We start from the raw sequence: 22,470 nt of genomic DNA, 5'->3' as shown, positions 1-22,470 counted from the left end.
TTACCAGCGATAGTGCGAGAACGCGCGGTTGGCTTCCGCCATCCGGTGCACGTCTTCGCGCTTCTTGACGGCGTTGCCGCGATTGTTCGAGGCGTCGAGCAGCTCCGCCGAGAGACGCTCCGTCATGGTCTTCTCGTTGCGCTCGCGGGCGGCCGAGATCAGCCAGCGGATGCCGAGCGCCTGACGGCGCACCGAACGCACTTCGACCGGAACCTGGTAGGTCGCGCCGCCGACGCGGCGGGAACGGACCTCGATGGTCGGCATGACGTTCTCGAGCGCCTGCTCGAACACGCCGAGCGGCGGCTGCTTGGTCTTGGCTTCGATCATGCCGAGCGCACCGTAGACGATGTTTTCGGCGACCGACTTCTTCCCGGCGTACATCACCGAGTTCATGAACTTCGTAATGATGACGTTCCCGAACTTCGGATCCGGAAGAACTTCACGCTTCTCAGCAGAGTGGCGACGCGACATCTGATCGTTTCCCGCTTACTTCGGACGCTTTGCGCCGTACTTCGAACGGCGCTGCTTACGGTTCTTGACGCCCTGGGTATCCAGCACGCCGCGGAGGATGTGGTAGCGCACGCCGGGCAAGTCCTTGACGCGACCGCCGCGGATCATGACCACCGAGTGCTCCTGCAGGTTATGGCCTTCACCCGGGATGTAGCCGATCACCTCGAAGCCGTTGGTCAGGCGCACCTTGGCGACCTTGCGAAGCGCCGAGTTCGGCTTCTTCGGGGTCGTGGTGTAGACGCGCGTGCACACGCCGCGCTTCTGCGGCGACTGCTGCAGCGCCGGCACCTTCTTACGCGACTTCTGCACTTCACGCGGTTTTGCGATCAGCTGGTTGATCGTCGGCATGTAGCCTTCACCCTTTAGTTCGCGAAGCCTTGAATGGCTGCGCCAATTCTTCTCGGGAAAAGCCGTCCCGTACGGCCCGCTCGACGCGAATCAAATACCCGCGCAAAGCGAAATCGCGCCAACCACTCATCGCTGAGCGGAAAGCGCTTCGACGCCACAGAGGACCGCGATCCCGAACCGATCAGCGTTCGCTGTTCAGTCCGCCACCGAGGTCATGCATCCGAAATCAATCTCAAGAGGACGAGCTCAAGAGAACCAATATCGTCCTGGCATTGCCTAGCTATCATCGACAGCGTTTGAGCGGCATTCGTCGAGGTTGGTGCCCGTCCGGCTCCTGAAAAAGGGCCTTCGGGGTGTTCCGTTCCGACGCTGGCGAGCTCACCGCCTGTCGTTAAGTGGGCGCCTTGTATAATCGAGAGATAGTGAAGTCAAGCAAAACGACAAGCAAAGAAATGCCTCTGGCACTTGCGGATTTCGCATTTCTCCGACGCTCGGGGCAAGGCGAAATGTGGCAGCCGCCACGCCTCCCCTCGCTCCAATCCGAATCTCCGGCCTATCAGCGGAATCATATTTCATCCGGGTAAAATAAGAATAGAAACAACTCTCCCCAACTTAGTCCCGAAGGCAAACTTCGAAACTAAGCCTTTATTTGCCATTCGCAGCGCAAAAATCGCGGTCACGGCCACGGAAAGCTCTCATGCGGTACACCGACATCGCGATCATCGGCGGAGGTCTTGCGGGCTCGACCGCAGCCGCCATGCTCGGCCGTGCCGGGATACCGAGCCTCCTGATCGACCCTCACCAGGTCTATCCATTCGATTTCCGCGTCGAAAAGATCGGCGGCGACCTCCAGCTTGCGCGGTTCGCCAGGACCGGGCTGGCCGAATCCGTGCTCCGTTCGGCGACGCTGGACGGCGAGAACTGGATCGCGCGATTCGGCCACCTGCTCGATCGGCAGCCGAGCCGGCAATACGGCATCATGTACGACGACCTGATCGCGGCGATCCGGGCCGAAATCGCGGGGTCGGCGGAATTCGTCTGCGACAAGGTGGTCGAGGTCGCGACCAGCTCCGAGCGGCAGAAGATCGTGCTCGCTGGTGGCGAGGAGATCTCGGCGCGCCTCATCGTGCTCGCCAACGGCCTGAATGTCGGGCTGCGCCGGATGCTCGGCATCGAACGGCTGGTCACCAGCCACTGCCACTCGATCTCGCTCGGGTTCGATTTCGTCCCCGTCGGCCGCCCCGCCTTCCCGTTCGCGGCCATGACCTATTTTTCGGAGCGGCCAAGCGACCTCATCCCGTACATCACGCTGTTTCCGGTCGGAAACCGGATGCGCGCCAACCTCTTCACCTACCGCCCGGCCGACGATCCCTGGCTGCGGGCGATGCGGCGCAATCCGGTCGAGACGCTGAACGCCGCGCTGCCGCGGCTGCGCCGATTGACCGGCGAATTCGGCATTGCCGGCGACATCAAGATCAGGCCCGCCGACGTCTATGTCAGCACCGGCTATCGGCAGGCCGGCGTCGTGCTGGTCGGCGACGCCTTCGCCAGCACCTGCCCGGTCACCGGCACCGGGACCGACAAGGTGTTCACCGACGTGGCCCAGCTCTGCAACGTCCACATCCCGACCTGGCTCGCCACCGACGGCATGGGCGAGGAGAAGATCACCGCGTTCTACGACGATTCGGTCAAGACCGAATGCGACGCCTGGTCGAATGCCAAGGCGTTCGATTTCCGGCAGGTGTCGATCGGCACCACGCCGTACTGGCAGGCCCAGCGCTGGGCGCGTTTCCTCGGCTATCTCGGCCGGGGCTGGTTGCGCCGGCTGCACGGCCCGCCGGCGCCGGCAGCGACCCGACCGGCCAATCAATTCCGGCAACGTCCGCACGCCGCGGACCGGGCGTAAGACGAGATCATCAGGCGCTGCGCATCCGCACCGCGGGCGTCACGCCTCCTCGTCTTCGTCCTCGTCTTCTTCATCATCATCGTCATCATCCGCGTCGGCGTCATCCTCGTCGTCCGCGTCATGATGCGAGAGGCCCTGGTCGTCCCACAGCTTGCGGTAGACGCCGTTGCGGGCCAGCAGTTCCTGGTGCGAGCCGCGCTCGATCGCCCGGCCGCCGGATATCACGATGATCTCGTCCATCTCGACCACCGAGGTCAGGCGGTGCGTCGACCAGATCATGGTGCGGCCTTCGGCGACCTTGAGCAGCGTGCGGTTGATCGCGGCTTCGGTGGTCTGGTCGAGCGCCGAGGTGGCCTCGTCGAGCAGCAGCACCGACGGGTTGCGGATGATCGCGCGCGCGATCGCGATGCGCTGCCGCTGCCCGCCCGACAGCGTATCGCCGCGCTCGCCGACCGGCGTGTCGTAGCGTTGCGGCAGGCTCATGATGTAGCGATGGATCTCGGCCTTCTTCGCGGCGTCCTCGACTTCCGCGTCGGTGGCGCCTTCCTTGCCGAGCCGGATGTTCTCGCGGATCGACATGTTGAACAGCATGTTCTCCTGGAACACCACCGCCATGTTGGCCCGCAGCGACTCGCGCGTCACCCGGCGGATGTCGACGCCGTCGATGGCGACGCGGCCTTCGTCCGGCACGTAGAGCCGCAGGATCAGGTTGATCAGCGTGCTCTTGCCGGAGCCGCTGGGGCCGACGATCGCAATGCTCTTGCCGGCCTTGAGCTTGAGGCTGAGATTGTCGAGCACCGGCGTCTGCGCTCCCTCATACTGGAAGGTGACGCGGTCGAACGAGATGTCGTTGGTGATCCGCGGCAAGTCCGGCGCCCCGGGACGGTCGGCGCCGCGGGTCGGCTCGTCGAGCAGTTCCTGGATGTGCCGCACCGCCGCCGCCGACGAGATCGACACCGGGATGAAGTGCATGAGATGGGCGATGTTATACGACACCTCCCAGAATGCGCTCTCGAAGGTCACGAAGGTGCCGACCGTGATCTGGCCCTTGGTGGCGAGATAGGCGCCGATCGCCAGCACCACGAGGTGCAGCAGCAGCACCGCGATGGTGACGGTGCGCTCCACCATGGTCGACAGGAACATCGCCGAGGCGGCCTTGGCGCGGACGTCGCGGTTGCGCAGCGTGAACCAGCCGAGCGCCCGGCGTTGCAGGTTGAACGCCTTCACCACCGCTTGCGCGGCGACGTTCTCCTGCACGGTGCCGAGCAGCGCGGCTTCGTTCAGCTTCTGCTCGTAATTGGCCTGCACCGCCTTCGGCGTCAGGATCCGCGGCCCGATCAGCGTGATCGGAAACACCAGCAGCGCGACCGCGGCGAGCTGCCAGTTCAGGAACAGCATCAGGATGATGCCGGCGATCAGTTCGAGGCCCGGCAGCGCCGCGCTGTTGGCGAAGGTCTTGACCGAGCCCTCGAAGGCAGAAAGGTCGATCGAGAAGCGCGACAGGATCTCGCCGCGCTTGGTGCGCGCGAAATAGGCCGACGGCAGGTTCTGGACGTGCTCGAAGATCCGGGTCCGGACGTCGGCGATGATGCCGGCGGCAAGCCGCGCATCCCAGCGCTCGTACCAGACCGCGATGATCGAGGTGACGATGCCGGCCACCGCAAGCACGCCGAGGATCTTGTAGAGGGCCCCGAAATCCTCCTCGCCGAGCGCATCGTCGATCAGGAATTTCAGGCTGAGCGGCATGATGACGTTGAACAACGTCTCGACCAGCACGCCGAAGGCGACGAAAGCGAACGGCTTCCGGTAATTCGCCAGGATCGGCCTGATGAAGCCGAAGATCGTGGAGAGCGCGCCGGCGGCTTCCTTGGCGGTGTAGACGACGAGATCCTCGTCGTCATCATCGTCATCGAGCTCGAACTCGTCGTCCTCGTCCTCGTCATCTTCGTCGTCGTCAGCCGGAGCCGCGGCCGGCTTCGCGGAGGCCGCCGCCGCGGGCGGACCGGCCACGGCTACGGGCTTCTTCTTCAGCTCGGGATCGTCAGCCGGTCGATTCGGATCGTCCGATGCAGGAGGCCTTGATGCAGGAGGTCTTGGCGCCATGAAACCAACCGATGCTCCACGGCCGGCATGACCGCAAATCGAAACCGCAGGCGGCGAGCGCCGCGGCGCGATCCTATGCGATCAGGATGAATTCGGCAAAGCGTTTGGAACGGCCGCACCGCCCCACGATCGCGAGGACGCGCTGTCGCAGCCTTACAGTTGGTTGACGCAAGGTCGATCGCTTGCGTCAGAGCCGTCGATCGTTGCCGCTAGTCGTCGAGGTCGGACTCGACCTTGTCGAAGAACGAATAGCGCAGGCTGTCGGAGTCGGCGTACCACTGCCCCGGCCCCTTGTTGGCGGCCAGCGTCAGCGTCCACAACGCGTCGGTGCAGTCGCGGCGGTGCATCGACAGGTCGAAGCCGTTGCCGAAGAACAGTTCCGACCACTCCCACCAGGTGCCGAGCTTCTTCACCCCGCGCAACAGGTCGTAGCGATCGATCACCGCCGGCGCCATGTCCGAGGTCACTGACGCGAACACGACGCCGGTCTTGACCACGCGGTTGAGCTCGCGGACGCCGCGCACCACCTGCTTCTCGCCGAGATGGCACAGCGAGGTCTCGAACACGAAGTCGAACTCGTTGTCCTTGAATGGCATGTCGGCGATCGAACCGAGCTTGTTGTACTTCCTCAGCGCCTTCGGCGTCTTGCCGTGGATGTAGCGGTTGTTCTCGATGCCCCAGGCATCGATGCCGCGCTCGCGCAGCGCGCCGATCAGCTCGCCGCTGGCCGAGCCGGCGATCAGCAGCTTGTAGCCCTTCGCCCTGCCCCACACGGTCTTGATCAGGTCGGTCAGATAGGCCGGGTCGGTGAAGTCGCGCCAGACTTCGCTGTAGGGGCCGGCGCCGCGATAGTTCTCGAAATAGCTGCGGTCGATCTTGTCGGACCGCGCGCCCTCGTCCTGCGCGCGGGCGCGGCGCAGCCGCATCATCTCGGTGACGACGATGTCGGTCGCGGCATCGGAAGAATCCAGCAGCCCGTTCAGCGTCGAATCGAACAGATAGTCGCCGACGACCACGATGCCGGGATGCTGTTTCGGCTCGGGGCGATGGTTGGTCATGACGTCGCGCACCGGCAGGCCGCCCGGCAGCGCGTTGACCGAGGACAGCCAGCGATGGATCTTGCCCTCGAGGAAGTGCTCGCGGGCATCGCCGAGCGAGGCCGGCAGCGACTTCAACGCGGCGTCGATCAGCTCCTGGTCGGAGAGATTTGCGAAGGCCAGCGCATCGGAGCCCGCGATCAGCCAGTTCAGCACGCCGTGCCTGCCGACGTCGTGGCGCGCGCCCTCGTTGTAGACGCAGCAGCCGCCGAACGCTTCCGACATGAACCAGGCGCCCGGGATCTTCTCGCCCCAGAACGGCTCGTCGAACAGGATCGAGACGCGCAGATAATGCGCCGGCCGGTCGAAATAGGCGACGTGCTTGACCATCGACTTGCGCAGCTCTTCGCCGTCCCAGCGCATGGTCGCGAGCCAGGAGTGCGGCAGGCACACCAGCACGAGGTCGAAGTCGCGCGTCTCCGGCCCCTTGCCGTTCATCATGTTGAGCTGGTAGCGGCCCTGCTCGGTCTTGCCGACCTTGAGCACGCGATGGTTGAGCTGGATGTCGGCATTGACTTCGGAGCGCAGGCAATCGATCAGCTGCTCGTTGCCGTTCTGGATCGAATACAGGCCGATATAACCGTCGACGTCCATCACGTAGTTCTTCAGCGCGTTGAGGCCGTTGGTGTTGTGGCTCTCGGTCGCGAGATCGGAGCGCGCCATCACCTTGAAGAACCGCTTGGCGGTCGCGTCCTCGACCTCCTCGTCGAGGACCTGCTCGGCGGTCTTGTAGGCCCACGGATGCTCGTTGTCGTGGGATCCGACGCCTTCGTAATATTCGATCGGCGACACCAGCTCGGTGCAGCGCTTGCGGAACGCCTCGATCGCGGCCGCGGTCTTCGCCCCGTATTTGCGGCGCATGCCGGGAACGTCGGCCAGCAGCTCGCCGTCGAGCTGCACCTGCTCGGCATCCATCGGGATCGTCTGCAGCCCGAAATGCTGGATCAGCTCGCGCAGCGGGTCCGGACCCGTCATCGAGTAGTCATAGATCTCGGCAACGCCGGCCTCATACATCGCAGGCGCGCTGTCGAATTTGCGCGTGACGATCTTGCCGCCGAGGCGGTTCGACGCCTCGAAGATGGTGATGCGGCAGAGGTCGCCGAGTTTGCGCTTCAAATACCAGGCGCTCATCAGCCCCCCGGGGCCGCCGCCTACAATAGCCAAGTCGAGCATATCGATTCCGTCGTCTCCGGCGCGAGCCAAACGGCCGGTCTAAGTCACCCTAGCAAAGGCACTTTTTTGCCTGAAGGAAAGATGAACAAACTGCGTCCCTGCACCGCAGCAGGGAAAGAAAGCAGCAAAAAGGCCGGCTAAGCGCCGGCCTTCTCGCCATATCCGTAGTCTTGCGGATGCCTATTCCGCGGGCGGCAGCGCCAGCGGCTCGGCTTCCGGAGCCGTCGGCACGATCGCCGCCTGCTGCTTCTCGCGCTCGTCGAGGATCAGCTTGTCGCGCTTGACCGCGACTTCGCGGATCCGCGCCATCGAGGCGCCGGTGCCGGCCGGGATCAGGCGGCCGACAATGACGTTCTCCTTGAGGCCTTCGAGCGGGTCGATCTTGCCGTTGACGGCAGCCTCGGTGAGCACGCGCGTGGTCTCCTGGAACGACGCCGCCGAGAAGAACGAGCGGGTCTGCAAGCTCGCCTTAGTGATGCCGAGCAGAACCGGCGTACCCGTGGCGGGCTTCTTGCCCTCCTCCTTGGCCTTGGTGTTGAGCGCGTCGAACTCGATCTTGTCGACCTGCTCGCCCGAGATCATGTCGGTGTCGCCCTGGTCGGTGACCTCGACCTTCTGCAGCATCTGACGGACAATCACCTCGATGTGCTTGTCGTTGATGAGCACGCCCTGCAACCGGTAGACCTCCTGGATTTCGTTGACCAGATAGGCAGCGAGCTCCTCGATGCCCTTGATCGCCAGGATGTCGTGCGGCGCCGGATTGCCTTCGACGATGAAATCGCCCTTTTCGACGATGTCGCCGTCCTGAAGGTGGATGTGCTTGCCCTTCGGGATCAGGTACTCGCGCGGCTCCTCGGTCTTGTCCATCGGCTCGATCGAGATGCGGCGCTTGTTCTTGTAGTCGCGGCCGAAGCGGATCGTTCCCGCGGTCTCCGCGATGATCGCCGCATCCTTCGGCTTGCGAGCCTCGAACAGTTCCGCCACCCGCGGCAGACCGCCGGTGATGTCACGCGTCTTGGCGCTCTCGGTCGAGATACGCGCCAGGATGTCGCCGGGCATCACCTTGCCGCCGATGTCGACCGACAGAATGGCGTCGACCGACAGCATGTAGCGGGCATCGCCGCCACGCGCGAGCTTCATCACCTTGCCGTCCTTGCCCTTGACCACGATGGCCGGGCGCAGGTCCGAACCGCCGCGCGTCGTGCGCCAGTCGATGACCACGCGCTTGGCGATACCGGTCGATTCGTCGAGCGTTTCCGAGATCGACTGGCCTTCCACCAGATCCTCGAAACCGATCGTACCCTCGACTTCGCTCAGCACCGGGCGGGTATAGGGATCCCACTCGGCGATGCGCTGGCCACGCTTGACCATGTCGCCTTCGTCGACATGCATCTTCGAACCGTACTGGATACGGTGGGTTGCACGCTCGGTGCCGTCGGCATCGACGATCGCAACGACCATGTTGCGGACCATCGCGACCAGGCTGCCTTCGCTGTTGCGGGCGATGGCCTTGTTCTTGATCACGATCTTGCCGTCGAAGTTCGATTCGACGAACGACTGCTCGTTGAGCTGGGCGGCGCCGCCGATGTGGAACGTGCGCATCGTCAGCTGCGTGCCGGGCTCACCGATCGACTGCGCCGCGATGACGCCGACGGCCTCACCGTGGTTGACCGGGGTGCCGCGGGCCAGGTCGCGGCCGTAGCACTTGGCGCAGATGCCGTTGATCAGCTCGCACGTCAGTGCCGAACGGATCTTCACTTCCTGGATGCCGGCCTGCTGGATCGCGTCGACGTGGCTCTCCTCCATCAACGTGTCGCGCTTGACGACGACCTCGTTGGTGGCGGGATCGCGCACGTCATCGCAGGCCACGCGGCCCAGGATGCGCGAGCCGAGCGAGGCGACCACGGTGCCGGCGTCGACGATGGCGCGCATCTTGATGCCGAGCGTGGTGCCGCAATCGGTCTGCGTGATGATGCAGTCCTGCGCGACGTCGACCAGACGGCGGGTCAGGTAGCCCGAGTTCGCGGTCTTCAACGCGGTGTCCGCGAGGCCCTTGCGGGCGCCGTGGGTCGAGTTGAAGTACTCGAGCACCGACAGACCTTCCTTGAAGTTGGAAATGATCGGCGTCTCGATGATCTCGCCCGACGGCTTGGCCATCAGGCCGCGCATGCCGGCGAGCTGGCGCATCTGGGCCGGCGAACCACGCGCACCGGAGTGCGCCATCATGTAGATCGAGTTGATGTCGGCATCCGCGCCCGCCGCCGTCTTCTTGGTGGACGAGATCTCCTTCATCATCGCCTTGGCGACTTCTTCACCGGCCTTCGACCAGGCGTCGACGACCTTGTTGTACTTCTCGCCATGGGTGATCAGGCCGTCATTGTACTGCTGCTCGAAATCCTTCGCCAGCGTACGGGTCTGGTCCACGATCTTCCACTTCGACGCCGGCACGACCATGTCGTCCTTGCCGAACGAGATGCCCGCCTTGAAGGCGTTGTAGAAGCCGAGCGCCATGATGCGGTCGCAGAAGATCACAGTCTCCTTCTGACCGCAGTGACGGTAGACCTGGTCGATCACGCCGGAGATCTCGCGCTTGGTCATCAGCTTGTTGATGATGTCGTACGAGATCTTGGTGCTCTTCGGCAGCAGATTGCCGAGCATGACGCGGCCGGCGGTGGTTTCGATCCACCGCTTCGACATCTTGCCTTCCTCGTCCATGCCTTCCCACCGGTACTTGATCTTGGTGTGGAGGTGGATGACCTTCGAATGCAGGGCGTGCTCGAGCTCGGCCATGTCGCCGAAGATCTTGCCTTCGCCGGGCAGGCCTTCGCGCATGATCGAGACGTAGTAGAGGCCGAGCACGATGTCCTGCGACGGCACGATGATCGGCTGGCCGTTCGCCGGATGCAGGATGTTGTTGGTCGACATCATCAGGACGCGCGCTTCCAGCTGCGCTTCGAGCGACAGCGGAACGTGCACGGCCATCTGGTCGCCGTCGAAGTCGGCGTTGAAGGCGGCGCAGACCAGCGGATGCAACTGGATCGCCTTGCCTTCGATCAGCACCGGCTCGAACGCCTGGATGCCCAGGCGATGCAGCGTCGGCGCGCGGTTGAGCAGCACCGGATGCTCGCGGATCACCTCGTCGAGGATATCCCAGACCTCCGGACGCTCCTTCTCGACCAGCTTCTTGGCCTGCTTCACCGTGGTGGACAGGCCCTTGGCGTCGAGCCGCGAGTAGATGAACGGCTTGAACAGCTCGAGCGCCATCTTCTTCGGCAGGCCGCACTGATGCAGGCGCAGCTCGGGACCGACCACGATCACCGAACGGCCCGAATAGTCGACGCGCTTGCCGAGCAGGTTCTGGCGGAACCGGCCCTGCTTGCCCTTCAGCATGTCGGCGAGCGACTTCAAGGGCCTCTTGTTGGCGCCGGTGATGACGCGGCCGCGGCGGCCGTTGTCGAACAGCGCGTCGACGGCCTCCTGCAGCATGCGCTTTTCGTTGCGGATGATGATGTCGGGCGCGCGCAGCTCCATCAGCCGCTTCAGGCGGTTGTTGCGGTTGATGACGCGGCGATACAGGTCGTTGAGGTCCGAGGTCGCGAACCGGCCGCCGTCGAGCGGCACCAGCGGACGCAGGTCCGGCGGAATCACCGGAACCACCGTCATGATCATCCATTCCGGCTTGTTGCCGGAGACGCGGAAGGCCTCGACGATCTTCAGACGCTTGGCGAGCTTCTTGTGCTTGATGTCGGAGTCGGTCTCCGCCATGTCGGCACGCAGCGTCGCCTCGAGCTTCTCGAGCTCGAGACCCTTCAGCAGCTCGCGGATCGCCTCGGCGCCGATCATGGCGGTGAAGCTGTCCTGGCCGTATTCGTCCTGGGCCTTCAGATACTCGTCTTCCGACAGCAGCTGACGGTCCTTCAGCGCAGTCAGACCCGGCTCGAGCACGACGTAGTATTCGAAGTACAGGATCCGCTCGAGATCCTTCAGCGTCATGTCGAGCAGAAGGCCGATGCGCGACGGCAGCGACTTCAGGAACCAGATGTGGGCAACGGGAGCTGCCAGCTCGATATGGCCCATGCGCTCGCGCCGGACGCGCGACAGCGTCACCTCGACCGAGCACTTCTCGCAGATGATGCCCTTGTACTTCATCCGCTTATACTTGCCGCACAAGCACTCGTAGTCCTTGATCGGCCCGAAGATGCGCGCGCAGAACAGGCCGTCGCGCTCCGGCTTGAAGGTACGGTAGTTGATGGTCTCCGGCTTCTTGATCTCGCCGTAGGACCAGGACAGAATCTTCTCCGGAGACGCGATCGAAATCCGGATCTGGTCGAAGACCTGGGCCGGCGTCGTCGGATTGAAAAGATTCATAATCTCTTGATTCATGGTCTTCTCCTCGCGTGCCGATCGTCACCGGCAGCAAATTCGAAAGTTTTATTCAGCGCGCACCCCACTCAACGTCCGGGCGGGGCGCGAAGGCCCGGCGCTTGCGCGCCGGGCGTCAATCACAAGCGTTACTCGGCGGCTTCCGACGTCGGCGCCGGTCCCACCTTGGAATTGTGCAGGTCGACGTTGAGGCCGAGCGAGCGCATTTCCTTGACCAGCACGTTGAACGATTCCGGAATGCCGGCCTCGAAGGTGTCGTCGCCGCGCACGATTGCCTCGTACACCTTGGTACGGCCCGCGACGTCGTCCGACTTCACGGTCAGCATCTCCTGCAGCGTGTAGGCGGCGCCGTAGGCTTCCAGCGCCCAGACCTCCATTTCGCCGAAGCGCTGGCCGCCGAACTGCGCCTTGCCGCCCAGCGGCTGCTGGGTCACGAGCGAGTACGGACCGATCGAACGCGCGTGGATCTTGTCGTCCACGAGATGGTGCAGCTTGAGCATGTAGATGTAGCCCATCGTCACCTTGCGATCGAACGCATCGCCGGTGCGGCCGTCATAGACGGTCGACTGGCCGGAGGCGTCGAAGCCCGCGAGCTTCAGCATCTCCTCGATGTCGGCTTCCTTGGCGCCGTCGAACACCGGCGTCGCGATCGGCACGCCGTGGCTCAGATTGCGGCCGAGTTCGACCAGCTCGTTGTCGTTCAGCGACTTGATGGTTTCATCCTCGCCGTAGATCTTCTTCAGGGTCTCGCGCAACGGCTTGAGATCCTGCTTCTGATAGTAGGCGTCGATGGTCTGGCCGATGCGCTTGCCGAGGCCGGCGCAGGCCCAACCGAGATGGGTCTCGAGGATCTGACCGACGTTCATGCGCGACGGCACGCCGAGCGGATTGAGCACGATGTCGGCATGGGTGCCGTCCTCGAGGAACGGCATGTCCTCGATCGGCACGATCTTCGACACCACGCCCTTGTTGCCGTGACGGCCGGCCATCTTGTCGCCGGGCTGGATCTTGCGCTTCACCGCGACGAAGACCTTGACCATCTTCATCACGCCGGGCGGCAGCTCGTCGCCACGCTGCAGCTTCTCGACCTTGTCGAGGAAGCGCTGCTCGAGGCCCTTCTTCGACTCGTCGTACTGCTTCCGCATGGCCTCGATCTCGGCCATCAGCTTGTCGTTCGGCGAGGCGAACAGCCACCACTGCGACTTCGGATACTCGTCGAGCACCGCACGGGTGATCTTGGTGTCCTTCTTGAAGCCCTTCGGGCCGGCGATGCCCTGGCGGTTCTCCAGGAGCTCGGCGAGACGGTTGTAGACGTTGCGGTCCAGGATCGCCTGCTCGTCGTCGCGGTCCTTGGCCAGACGCTCGATCTCTTCCCGCTCGATCGCCAGCGCACGCTCGTCCTTGTCGACGCCGTGGCGGTTGAACACGCGGACTTCCACGATGGTGCCCTGCACGCCCGGAGGCACCCGCAGCGAGGTGTCGCGGACGTCGGAGGCCTTCTCGCCGAAGATGGCGCGCAGCAGCTTCTCTTCCGGCGTCATCGGGCTCTCGCCCTTCGGCGTGATCTTGCCGACCAGGATGTCGCCGGCGCGGACTTCCGCACCGATGTAGACGATACCGGCTTCGTCGAGGTTCTTCAGCGCTTCTTCCGAGACGTTCGGAATGTCGCGGGTGATTTCCTCGGGCCCGAGCTTGGTGTCGCGGGCCATCACCTCGAACTCCTCGATATGGATCGAGGTGAAGACGTCGTCCTTCACGATCCGCTCGGAGAGCAGGATCGAGTCTTCGAAGTTGTAGCCGTTCCACGGCATGAACGCGACCAGCACGTTGCGGCCGAGCGCGAGTTCGCCGAGATCGGTCGACGGACCGTCAGCGATGATGTCGCCCTTCTTGACGATGTCGCCGACCTTCACCAGCGGACGCTGGTTGATGCAGGTCGACTGGTTGGAGCGCTGGTACTTCATCAGCCGGTAGATATCGACGCCCGACTTGGTCGGATCGAGATCCTCGGTGGCGCGGATCACGACGCGGGTGGCGTCGATCTGGTCGATCACGCCCGAGCGGCGCGCGGCAATCGCCGCGCCGGAGTCACGGGCGACCACGCCTTCCATGCCGGTGCCGACGAACGGCGCCTCGGCGCGAACCAGCGGCACCGCCTGGCGCTGCATGTTCGAGCCCATCAGCGCGCGGTTGGCGTCGTCGTTCTCGAGGAACGGGATCAGCGCCGCGGCGACCGAAACCAGCTGCTTCGGCGACACGTCCATGTAGTCGACCTTGTCCGGCGTCACCGGCAGCACTTCGCCGGCGTGACGGCAGACCACCAGATCGTCGGTGAAGCGACCCTTGGCGTCGAGCGGCACGTTGGCCTGCGCGACGCGATAGCGGCCCTCTTCCATCGCCGACAGATAGACCACCTCGTCGGTGACCCGGCCGTCCTTGATCTTGCGATAGGGCGTCTCGACGAAGCCGTACTTGTTGACGCGCGCGAACGTCGCCAGCGAGTTGATCAGGCCGATGTTCGGACCTTCCGGCGTCTCAATCGGGCAGATACGGCCGTAATGCGTCGGATGCACGTCGCGGACTTCGAAGCCGGCTCGCTCGCGGGTCAGACCGCCCGGGCCGAGCGCCGACAGCCGCCGCTTGTGGGTGATCTCCGACAGCGGGTTGGTCTGGTCCATGAACTGCGACAGCTGCGAGGAACCGAAGAACTCGCGCACCGCGGCGGCCGCGGGCTTGGCGTTGATCAGGTCCTGCGGCATCACGGTGTCGATATCGACGCTCGACATGCGCTCCTTGATCGCGCGCTCCATGCGGAGCAGGCCGATCCGGTACTGGTTCTCCATCAGCTCGCCGACCGAGCGCACCCGGCGGTTGCCGAGGTGGTCGATGTCGTCGATCTCGCCCTTGCCGTCGCGCAGGTCGACCAGCGTCTTGATCACCGCCAGGATGTCTTCCTTGCGCAGCGTGCGATGGGTGTCGGGCGCATCGAGCTCGAGGCGCATGTTCATCTTGACGCGGCCGACCGCGGAGAGGTCGTAGCGCTCGGCATCGAAGAACAGCGACTGGAACATCGCCTGCGCCGAATCCAGCGTCGGCGGCTCGCCCGGACGCATCACGCGGTAGATGTCGAACAGCGCGTCCTCGCGCGTCATGTTCTTGTCGGCCGACAGCGTGTTGCGGATGTAGGCGCCGACATTGACGTGGTCGATGTCGAGCAGCGGCAGGTCCTTGTAGCCCTGCTCGTTCAGCACCTTGAGCGACTTCTCGGTGATCTCCTCGCCGGCCTCGGCGTAGATCTCGCCGGTCTTCGGGTTGACGAGGTCCTCGGCAAGATAGTTGCCGACGAGTTCCTCGTCCGACATCCGCAGCGCCTTGAGGCCCTTCTCCTGCAACTGGCGCGCCTGGCGCACGGTCAGCTTCTTGCCGGCCTCGAGCACCACCTTGCCGGTGTCGGCGTCGATCAGGTCGTTGACGGTCGAATAGCCGCGGAAGCGGTTGGCATCGAACGGCACGCGCCATCCGTCCTTGGTCCGCTTGTAGGTGATCTTCTTGTAGAAGGTCGACAGGATCTGCTCGCCGTCGAGACCGAGCGCGTACATCAGCGAGGTCACGGGAATCTTGCGGCGGCGGTCGATGCGCGCGAACACGATGTCCTTGGCGTCGAACTCGATGTCGAGCCAGGAACCGCGATACGGAATCACGCGCGCGGCAAACAACAGCTTGCCGGACGAATGGGTCTTGCCCTTGTCGTGGTCGAAGAACACGCCGGGCGAACGGTGCATCTGCGAGACGATGACGCGTTCGGTGCCGTTGACGACGAAGGTGCCGTTCATCGTCATGAGCGGGATATCGCCCATGTAGACGTCCTGCTCCTTGATGTCCTTGACCGACTTGGCGCCGGTTTCCTCATCGATATCGAACACGATGAGGCGCAGCGTCACCTTGAGCGGCGCAGCGAAGGTCATGCCGCGCTGGCGGCACTCGTCGACGTCATATTTCGGCTGCTCGAACTCGTAGCGCACGAATTCCAGCATCGAGGTGCCGGAGAAGTCCGAGATCGGGAACACCGAGCGGAACACCGCCTGCAGGCCCTCATCGAGGCGACCGCCGGCCGGCTCGTCGACCATCAGGAACTGGTCATAGGACGCCTTCTGAACCTCGATGAGGTTCGGCATCTCGGCGACTTCCTTGATGTGACCGAAAAACTTGCGTACGCGTTTGCGACCGGTGAATGTCTGCTGCGCCATCGTGGCCTCTCATTTTCGTCGCCTTTGTGGGGCGAACCTTCCGGGAGCGACTGCCATCGGCCCCGGGTTGAATTTCGAATCGTCCCGAAGGAACGAAGCGCAAAGTCAGGAATTAAATCCCCGGCCCGGCCCCCATTGCCTCCAAAACGCAAAACGACGCGCGGGGCGCATCACTGCACCCGCTCGTCCAAACGCTCCGCTTTACGGACTGAAAAAGCCCGAAATCTGACTGTCTCCCAACGGCTTCCGCCAGGGACCCTGCCGCCCCCGCCGCCTACCGTGTTTTTCCGCTGCCAACCCGATATGGGATGGCAATAAAGGAGATTCGAGGGTTAAGTCCACGGATCCCCACACTTTTTTGTGTCCAACGCGCCACGCGACAACCTGTCGCACGGCGTTTGCATGGCCCGGGAGCGCCCAGAGGCGCTCCCGGATCGCGTATTACTTGAGCTCGACCTTGGCGCCAGCCTTCTCGAGCTGGGCCTTGATCTTGTCGGCTTCTTCCTTGTTGACGCCTTCCTTGACGGGCTTCGGAGCGCCTTCGACGAGGTCCTTGGCTTCCTTCAGGCCCAGGCCGGTGATGGCGCGGACTTCCTTGATGACTTCGATCTTCTTGTCGCCGGCCGAGGCCAGCACGACGGTGAAGTCGGTCTTCTCTTCAGCCGGAGCAGCGGCAGCGCCACCAGCAGCCGGGCCGGCAACCGCGACGGCGGCAGCGGCGGACACGCCCCACTTTTCTTCGAGGAGCTTGGCGAGTTCGGCCGCTTCGAGCACGGTGAGGCTCGAGAGGTCGTCGACGATTTTCTGCAGATCAGCCATTGTTCAGTTCCTTAAACGTTTGGTTCGAACCAGGTTTGAGATTAGCGAAGGGGTCAGGCCGCTTCGCCCTTTGAGGCATGAGCCTGAATGACGCGTGCGAGCTTGGCCGCGGGCGCGTTGGAGAGCTGAGCAAGCTTGGTCGCCGGCGCCACGATGAGGCCAACGATCTTGCCGCGCAGTTCGTCGAGCGACGGCAGTGAGGCAAGCGCCTTCACGCTGTCGACATTCAGGACGGTTTTACCCATCGAGCCGCCGAGGATGACGAACTTCTCGTTCGCCTTGGCGAATTCGATGGCAACCTTTGGCGCCGCAACCGGATCGTTCGAGGTAGCGATCACGGTCGGCCCCTTCAGCAGGGAGCCGATGGCAGCGACGTCAGTGCCTTCAAGAGCAATTTTGGCGAGACGGTTCTTCGAGACCTTCACCGACGCACCCGCCTGCTTCATCTGCATGCGCAGCTTCTGCATCTGGGCCACAGTGAGGCCGGAATAATGAGCAACGATCGCAACCGACGTGGTCTTGAAGACCTCGTTAAGTTGTTCGACCGACTCTTTTTTTGCCGCTCGTTCCACAGCAAGCTCTTTCCGGTTGGCGGCCTTTCCGCGAAGGTCGGGACCGCCGGGTTGCACCCATCGTCCCGCCCTAAACCTGATCCGCAGGGTACAAGACCCTTCGGACATGCCGGGCAAGACGACATCTAGAAGCCTGCCCTCCCAGAGCCTTGCGGCCATGGGCTGTCGAGGTTCGAACCAAACCAGCTTCCCAGCCGCGACGGGTCGCGACGTGGAGCGCAAAATCCGGTCTTCACCCGTCTATGCAGGCCATGCGATTAAGCCGTTGAAAACACGAAGTTCTCGCGGGCGCCTGCAGTCTTGGACAGGATCGAGGCGCTTCAGCATGCTGAAGGCCCCTGCTCCCATTCCGTTCAGAGGCGACGGGTCTCCTTCCTTTCGAGCATCCTTGCGGGCATGCGGAAAGGAATGATCTCCTATCATCTCAGGTTTTCGGAATGCGAGCACGGACATGCCAGCAAGTGCCAGCACGCCCGGAAGGCGCTATGTAGCCGGTCCTGCCCGGCTTGCCAAGAGCAAATATTGGACCAAATTCATAGGGCGCCCGGGAACCGGTTCCGAGGCCCTAACCGCCAGCGCTCAGGTGCCGCCCACCTTATATGGCAGCGGCTTGCCGGCAAAGAACGCGTCGAGATTGGCGAGCACGCAGTCCTGCATCGCGACGTGCGATTCCAGGGTGTGGCCGCCGAGATGCGGCGACAGCACGACATTCGGCAGCGCCGTCAGCGCGCCGGGCGGATGCGGCTCCTGGGCGAACACGTCGAGGCCGGCGCCGGCGATTGTCCCATCGGTCAGTGCCGCGACCAGCGCGGTCTCGTCGAAGACGGACCCGCGCGAGATGTTGACGATAAAGCCGTCGCTGCCGAGCCGGCGCAGGATATCGGCGTTGACCGCATGCTCGGTCTCGGCGCCGGCGCGCACGGCGACCATCAATACGCTGCACCAATCGGCGAGCGCCTCCAGCGTCGGCAGGTAGTGATAGGGCACGTCGTGCTTCGAGCGGCTGAAATAGCCGACCTCGGTCTCGAACGCCGCGACGCGGGCGGCGATCTTGCGGCCGATCTCCCCCATGCCGTAGACGCCGACCTTGCGGCCGCGCATGCCGGCCTGCGGCCGCATCATCGGCGAGGGCTTTGCCCCGGCCCAATCGCCGCTGCGGACATAATTGTCAGCCACCAAGAGCCGCCGCACCGACGCCAGCATCAAGGTGACCGCCGTGTCGGCGACGGAGGCCGCATTGGCACCCGGACTGTGGCCGACCACGATGCCACGGCGGGCGGCGGCGGCGAGGTCGACGCCGTCATAGCCGGTGCCGTAGCAGACGATCGCGCCGAGCTGCGGCAGCATATCCATGGCCTCGCCTCGGAGCGACGTGCCACCCGCGGTGATCATGGCCCTGACGTCGGCGAGCTCGGCCGCCGGGAAAGCTTCGTCCAGCCGCTTGCCGGCTGCGTTCAACAGCTCATAGCGCTCGCCGAAGCGGATCAGTTGGGCCTTGGGAAAGCGCGAATAGACCAGGACCTTATCGGGCATTGTTCTTATTCCCTGCGAGAGGCTTCAGACATTGTCTTGACACGCATCTTCACGCGAACCGGCAGCTGCTTCGCGCTTTGGCAAAAAAAAAGGGCGGAACCGGTTGCCCGATCCCGCCCCTCTTTATCTCGTCACGCTCGAAGGCCTCAGCCGAGGATGGTGCCCGGCTCGACCTTCACGCCCGGGCCCATGGTGGAGGACACCGCAACGCGCTGGATGTAGGTGCCCTTGGAACCCGCCGGCTTCGCCTTGGAGACGGCGTCGGCCAGCGCCTTGACGTTCTCGACCAGCTTGTCCTCGGAGAACGAGGCCTTGCCGATGCCGGCCTGCACGATGCCGGCCTTCTCGACGCGGAACTCGACCGAGCCGCCCTTGGCGCCCTTCACGGCGTTGGCGACGTCCATGGTCACGGTGCCGATCTTCGGGTTCGGCATCATGCCGCGCGGGCCGAGCACCTTACCGAGGCGGCCGACCAGCGGCATCATGTCGGGGGTGGCGATACAACGATCGAAATCGATCGCACCGCCCTGCACCTTCTCGACCAGGTCTTCGGCACCGACGACGTCGGCTCCGGCGGCCTTGGCTTCCTCAGCCTTGGCGCCGCGGGCGAACACGCCGACGCGCAGCGTGCGGCCGGTGCCGTTCGGCAGGTTGACGACGCCGCGGACCATCTGGTCGGCGTGGCGCGGGTCGACGCCGAGATTGATCGCGATCTCGATCGTCTCGTCGAACTTCGACTTGGCACGCTCCTTGACCATCTTGATGGCATCCGCGAGCGGATAGAGCTTCTCGCGATCGACGCCCTCGCGGGCCTTCTTCAAACGCTTTCCGATTGCCATGGCCCGTTACCCCGCAACTTCCAGACCCATCGAGCGGGCAGAGCCCTCGACCATCTTCATGGCCGATTCGATGGTGTCGCAATTCAAGTCCTTCATCTTCTTCTCGGCGATCTCGCGCACCTGCGCCTTGGTCACCTGGCCGGCCTTGTCGCGGCCCGGCGCCTTCGATCCGGACTGGATCTTGGCAGCCTGCTTGAGGAAGTAGGACATCGGAGGGGTCTTCATCTCGAAGGTGAAGGACCGGTCCGCATAGATGGTGATGATCACCGGGATCGGGGTGTTCTTCTCTTCCTTCTGGGTCTGCGCGTTGAACGCCTTGCAGAACTCCATGATGTTCAGACCGCGCTGACCAAGCGCGGGACCGATCGGGGGCGAAGGATTCGCCGCACCGGCCGGGACCTGAAGCTTCAGGTATCCGGTCACTTTCTTTGCCATTTATCACTCCTGTTGTGCCGGACGGGGCCGGCGGTTTCAGGTTCCGTGGTTCGGTTGAAGGGGCTGGCGACCGCCTCCTCCCTCCCACGGCCTCTCAATTGACGCGGGGCATATACCCCACGCCGTCCGGTCAGACCACCTTTTCGACCTGACCGAATTCCAGTTCCACCGGGGTCGCGCGGCCGAAGATCGACACCGCGACCTTCACGCGCGAGCGCGCCTCGTCGATTTCTTCCACCACGCCCGAGAACGAGGCGAACGGGCCGTCGGCCACGCGCACATTCTCGCCGATTTCGAACGACACCGACGCCTTCGGACGCTCCACGCCCTCCTGCACCTGGTGCAGGATCCGCATCGCCTCGGATTCCGAGATCGGCATCGGCTTGTTTTCCGCGCCGAGGAAGCCGGTCACCTTCGGGGTGTTCTTGATCAGATGGAACGCCTCGTCGGTCAGCTTCATCTTCACCAGCACATAGCCCGGGAAGAACTTGCGCTCGGCGTCGATCTTGCGGCCGCGGCGCACCTCGGTGACCTTCTCGGTCGGCACCAGCACCTGCTCGAACAGCTCTTCCAGCCCGCGCTGCTTGGCCTGCTCGCGGATCGATTCCGCGACCTTCTTCTCGAAGTTCGAATAGGCGTGAACGATGTACCAGCGCTTGTCCATCAATTGAGTTCCCATGCTCATCAGTGGATGCCCAGTATCAGGGTGATGAGATAGCGGATGATCTGATCCGCGGCGAAGAAGAAGATCGAGGCCAGCGCCACCATCACGAACACCATGATGGTGGTGATGGTCGTCTCGCGGCGCGTCGGCCAGGTGACCTTGGCGGTCTCCGAGCGCACTTCCTGCAGGAATTTGAACGGGCTGAAAGCCATCGTGAGATCCGCGTCCGTCTCCGGACGATTGCAACGTTTCAAGGAATCCGAACAGCCGACCTTGCGGACCCAGCCCTCGTTTGGAAGGTTGAGCCGATAGACGAGCTCGAATGTTCGGGGAATTAGGCCGCGCCGGATATCCGCCATCAAAGCGGGCCGGCTGCGAGTGCCGGGTATCTACTGCGGGATCGGCCAAACGTCAAGGTCGCCGGGGTCGCGCCCGGCCCGGCCGGCTTTCGCTCGGACGGAACGGGCCACCTGAAATCAAGGACTTAGCCAGGGGCGCGCGCGAAGCTTGCCCCGCCTAGGCCAAGACGGGCTTCGGCGGCAGCAGCAGCGAGACCCGCAATCCGCTCGGCTCTCCCGGATTCAGTTCGATGCGGCCCCCGTGGCGCTTGGCGATATCCTGTGCAATCGACAGCCCGAGCCCGAAGCCGCTGCTGTCCTGCCGTGCGCTGTCTGCCTTGAAGAAGGGCTCGAACACCTTGTCGCGCAGCGCCGGCGGAATGCCGGGTCCGTCGTCAACCACCTCGATCTCGATGTGGTCGGATGCCGTGGGCCGCAGCGCCACCATGACCGTGCTGCCGTGCTTGACCGCGTTCTCCACGATATTGGTGACGGCGCGCGACAGCGCGCGGGGCCGGCAGGCATAAGGCAAGCGCGCCGGCCCCGCATAAGATACCGCGTGGCCGGTATCGGCGAACTCCGAACAGATGGTCTGCAGGAAACTCGGCAGGTCGATGCACGAGACCGCCTCCGAGCGCGCATCCTCGCGGAGATACTCCAGCGTCTCATTGATCATGCGCGTCATCTTGGCGACATCGCCCAGCATCGCCGGGCGCAGGTCATCGTCGCCGACGCGCTCGGCGCGCAGCCTGAGTCGGGTCAGCGGCGTCCGCAGGTCGTGACTGATTGCGGCCAGCATCCGGGTGCGGTCGTCGAGCAGCGCGCGGATCCGGGTGCGCATCTCGTTCAGGGCGTCGGCGACCAGGGCGATCTCGAGCGGACCACGCCGCCGCAGCACCTCGGGAGCCCGCGGCGAGCGGCCGAACGAGGTCGCGGCGCGCGCGACGTCCGCCAGCGGCGCGATCACCCAGCGCACCGCATAGATCGACAGCAGCAGCATGGAGATCAACACGATGATCGCCCCCGCGGCGACCGGGCGGACCAGAGTGGACCAGAGGCCGCCCTTGACCGCGACGTCGGCCATCAACGCGTTGCCGTCGTCGAGCCTCACGATCACCTGCGACGACGAGCCTGCCGGATGGCGCAGGTCTTCCAGCAACTCAATTCCGGGCTCGGCCGCCAGTTGCCGAAACGCTCTCATGGAAAACGGCCGCGTCTCTGCGGCGGTTCGAGGCACGAGTTCGCTCAAGGCGACGCGCCGGACGTCGAGACCGCCGCGCCTGGCTGCGGCGAGCAGGTCATCCGCATCGGCCGGCGTCTTCGAGGACCGCACAAGCTGCGTGAGCTCCGCGACCCGGCCCGCAAGAAACTTCTGCGTGTCGGTGATCGAGGGAGAATCGAACAGAAAAATGACGGTCACCGCAGCGAGCGTGATGCCGACCAATTCGGAGAGCGCGACGAGGCTCATGAGTTGCGCAGCGACGCTGCGCGGCATCAGCCGCT

15 protein-coding genes are annotated in these 22,470 nt (G+C 64.1%); 1 reads left to right on the top strand and 14 read right to left on the bottom strand.

The genetic code is table 11. The annotated features are described in order from the left end of the window. Both rpsG and rpsL read right to left on the bottom strand, forming a co-directional pair. Positions 1 to 471 carry a 30S ribosomal protein S7 gene (rpsG, locus tag ACVW17_RS23965; RefSeq protein WP_050402248.1) on the bottom strand — a complete coding sequence of 157 codons (471 nt, stop codon included), beginning with the start codon at positions 469 to 471 and terminating at the stop codon, positions 1 to 3. 15 nt (positions 472 to 486) lie between these two features. Continuing rightward, positions 487 to 858, bottom strand: coding sequence for a 30S ribosomal protein S12 (gene rpsL / locus ACVW17_RS23960; protein WP_028168167.1), 372 nt, complete (start codon positions 856 to 858; stop codon positions 487 to 489). 697 nt (positions 859 to 1,555) lie between these two features. Here rpsL and ACVW17_RS23955 point away from each other — a divergent pair. Further along, complete coding sequence (locus ACVW17_RS23955; RefSeq protein WP_456754194.1) at positions 1,556 to 2,764, top strand: FAD-dependent oxidoreductase; 1,209 nt, start codon at positions 1,556 to 1,558, stop codon at positions 2,762 to 2,764. A 39-nt stretch (positions 2,765 to 2,803) separates the two neighbouring features. Here the strand turns inward: ACVW17_RS23955 and ACVW17_RS23950 are convergent, their stop codons facing one another. From ACVW17_RS23950 to ACVW17_RS23895, 12 genes are all read right to left on the bottom strand, one after another. Beyond that, entirely contained in the window at positions 2,804 to 4,867 is a 2,064-nt protein-coding gene (locus ACVW17_RS23950; RefSeq protein ID WP_456754193.1) for an ABC transporter ATP-binding protein, read from the bottom strand. A 209-nt stretch (positions 4,868 to 5,076) separates the two neighbouring features. Beyond that, positions 5,077 to 7,137, bottom strand: a complete 2,061-nt coding sequence (locus ACVW17_RS23945) for an FAD-dependent oxidoreductase (RefSeq protein WP_456754192.1) — start codon at positions 7,135 to 7,137, stop codon at positions 5,077 to 5,079. Between the two features lie 180 nt (positions 7,138 to 7,317). Next, positions 7,318 to 11,520, bottom strand: a complete 4,203-nt coding sequence (gene rpoC, locus ACVW17_RS23940; protein WP_456754191.1) for a DNA-directed RNA polymerase subunit beta' — start codon at positions 11,518 to 11,520, stop codon at positions 7,318 to 7,320. A gap of 128 nt (positions 11,521 to 11,648) precedes the next feature. Further along, complete coding sequence (gene rpoB, locus ACVW17_RS23935; protein WP_456754190.1) at positions 11,649 to 15,767, bottom strand: DNA-directed RNA polymerase subunit beta; 4,119 nt, start codon at positions 15,765 to 15,767, stop codon at positions 11,649 to 11,651. A gap of 441 nt (positions 15,768 to 16,208) precedes the next feature. After that, positions 16,209 to 16,586 (bottom strand): 50S ribosomal protein L7/L12, encoded by a 378-nt coding sequence (gene rplL / locus ACVW17_RS23930; RefSeq protein WP_456754189.1) that lies wholly within the window; start codon positions 16,584 to 16,586, stop codon positions 16,209 to 16,211. 53 nt (positions 16,587 to 16,639) lie between these two features. Then, positions 16,640 to 17,158 carry a 50S ribosomal protein L10 gene (gene rplJ, locus ACVW17_RS23925; protein WP_146991572.1) on the bottom strand — a complete coding sequence of 173 codons (519 nt, stop codon included), beginning with the start codon at positions 17,156 to 17,158 and terminating at the stop codon, positions 16,640 to 16,642. A 579-nt stretch (positions 17,159 to 17,737) separates the two neighbouring features. After that, a complete protein-coding gene (locus ACVW17_RS23920) occupies positions 17,738 to 18,691 on the bottom strand; it encodes a 2-hydroxyacid dehydrogenase (RefSeq protein ID WP_456754188.1) in 954 nt (317 codons plus the stop codon). Between the two features lie 146 nt (positions 18,692 to 18,837). Continuing rightward, a complete protein-coding gene (gene rplA / locus ACVW17_RS23915; RefSeq protein ID WP_456754187.1) occupies positions 18,838 to 19,530 on the bottom strand; it encodes a 50S ribosomal protein L1 in 693 nt (230 codons plus the stop codon). A gap of 6 nt (positions 19,531 to 19,536) precedes the next feature. Continuing rightward, on the bottom strand, positions 19,537 to 19,965 hold the full coding sequence (gene rplK, locus ACVW17_RS23910; RefSeq protein WP_016840552.1) for a 50S ribosomal protein L11: 429 nt from the start codon (positions 19,963 to 19,965) through the stop codon (positions 19,537 to 19,539). A gap of 130 nt (positions 19,966 to 20,095) precedes the next feature. Further along, positions 20,096 to 20,629, bottom strand: coding sequence for a transcription termination/antitermination protein NusG (gene nusG, locus ACVW17_RS23905; protein ID WP_044538613.1), 534 nt, complete (start codon positions 20,627 to 20,629; stop codon positions 20,096 to 20,098). A gap of 20 nt (positions 20,630 to 20,649) precedes the next feature. Further along, the gene (gene secE / locus ACVW17_RS23900; protein ID WP_016840554.1) at positions 20,650 to 20,841 is read right to left on the bottom strand and encodes a preprotein translocase subunit SecE; all 192 of its coding nucleotides are present in this window, start codon (positions 20,839 to 20,841) and stop codon (positions 20,650 to 20,652) included. A 304-nt stretch (positions 20,842 to 21,145) separates the two neighbouring features. Further along, entirely contained in the window at positions 21,146 to 22,462 is a 1,317-nt protein-coding gene (locus ACVW17_RS23895; RefSeq protein ID WP_456754186.1) for an ATP-binding protein, read from the bottom strand. Positions 22,463 to 22,470: the final 8 nt, after the last annotated feature.

This window comes from Bradyrhizobium sp. USDA 4473 (assembly GCF_054063335.1).
Note: the sequence above shows the minus strand (reverse complement) of the source record. Positions and strands in the feature narration are given on the sequence as shown.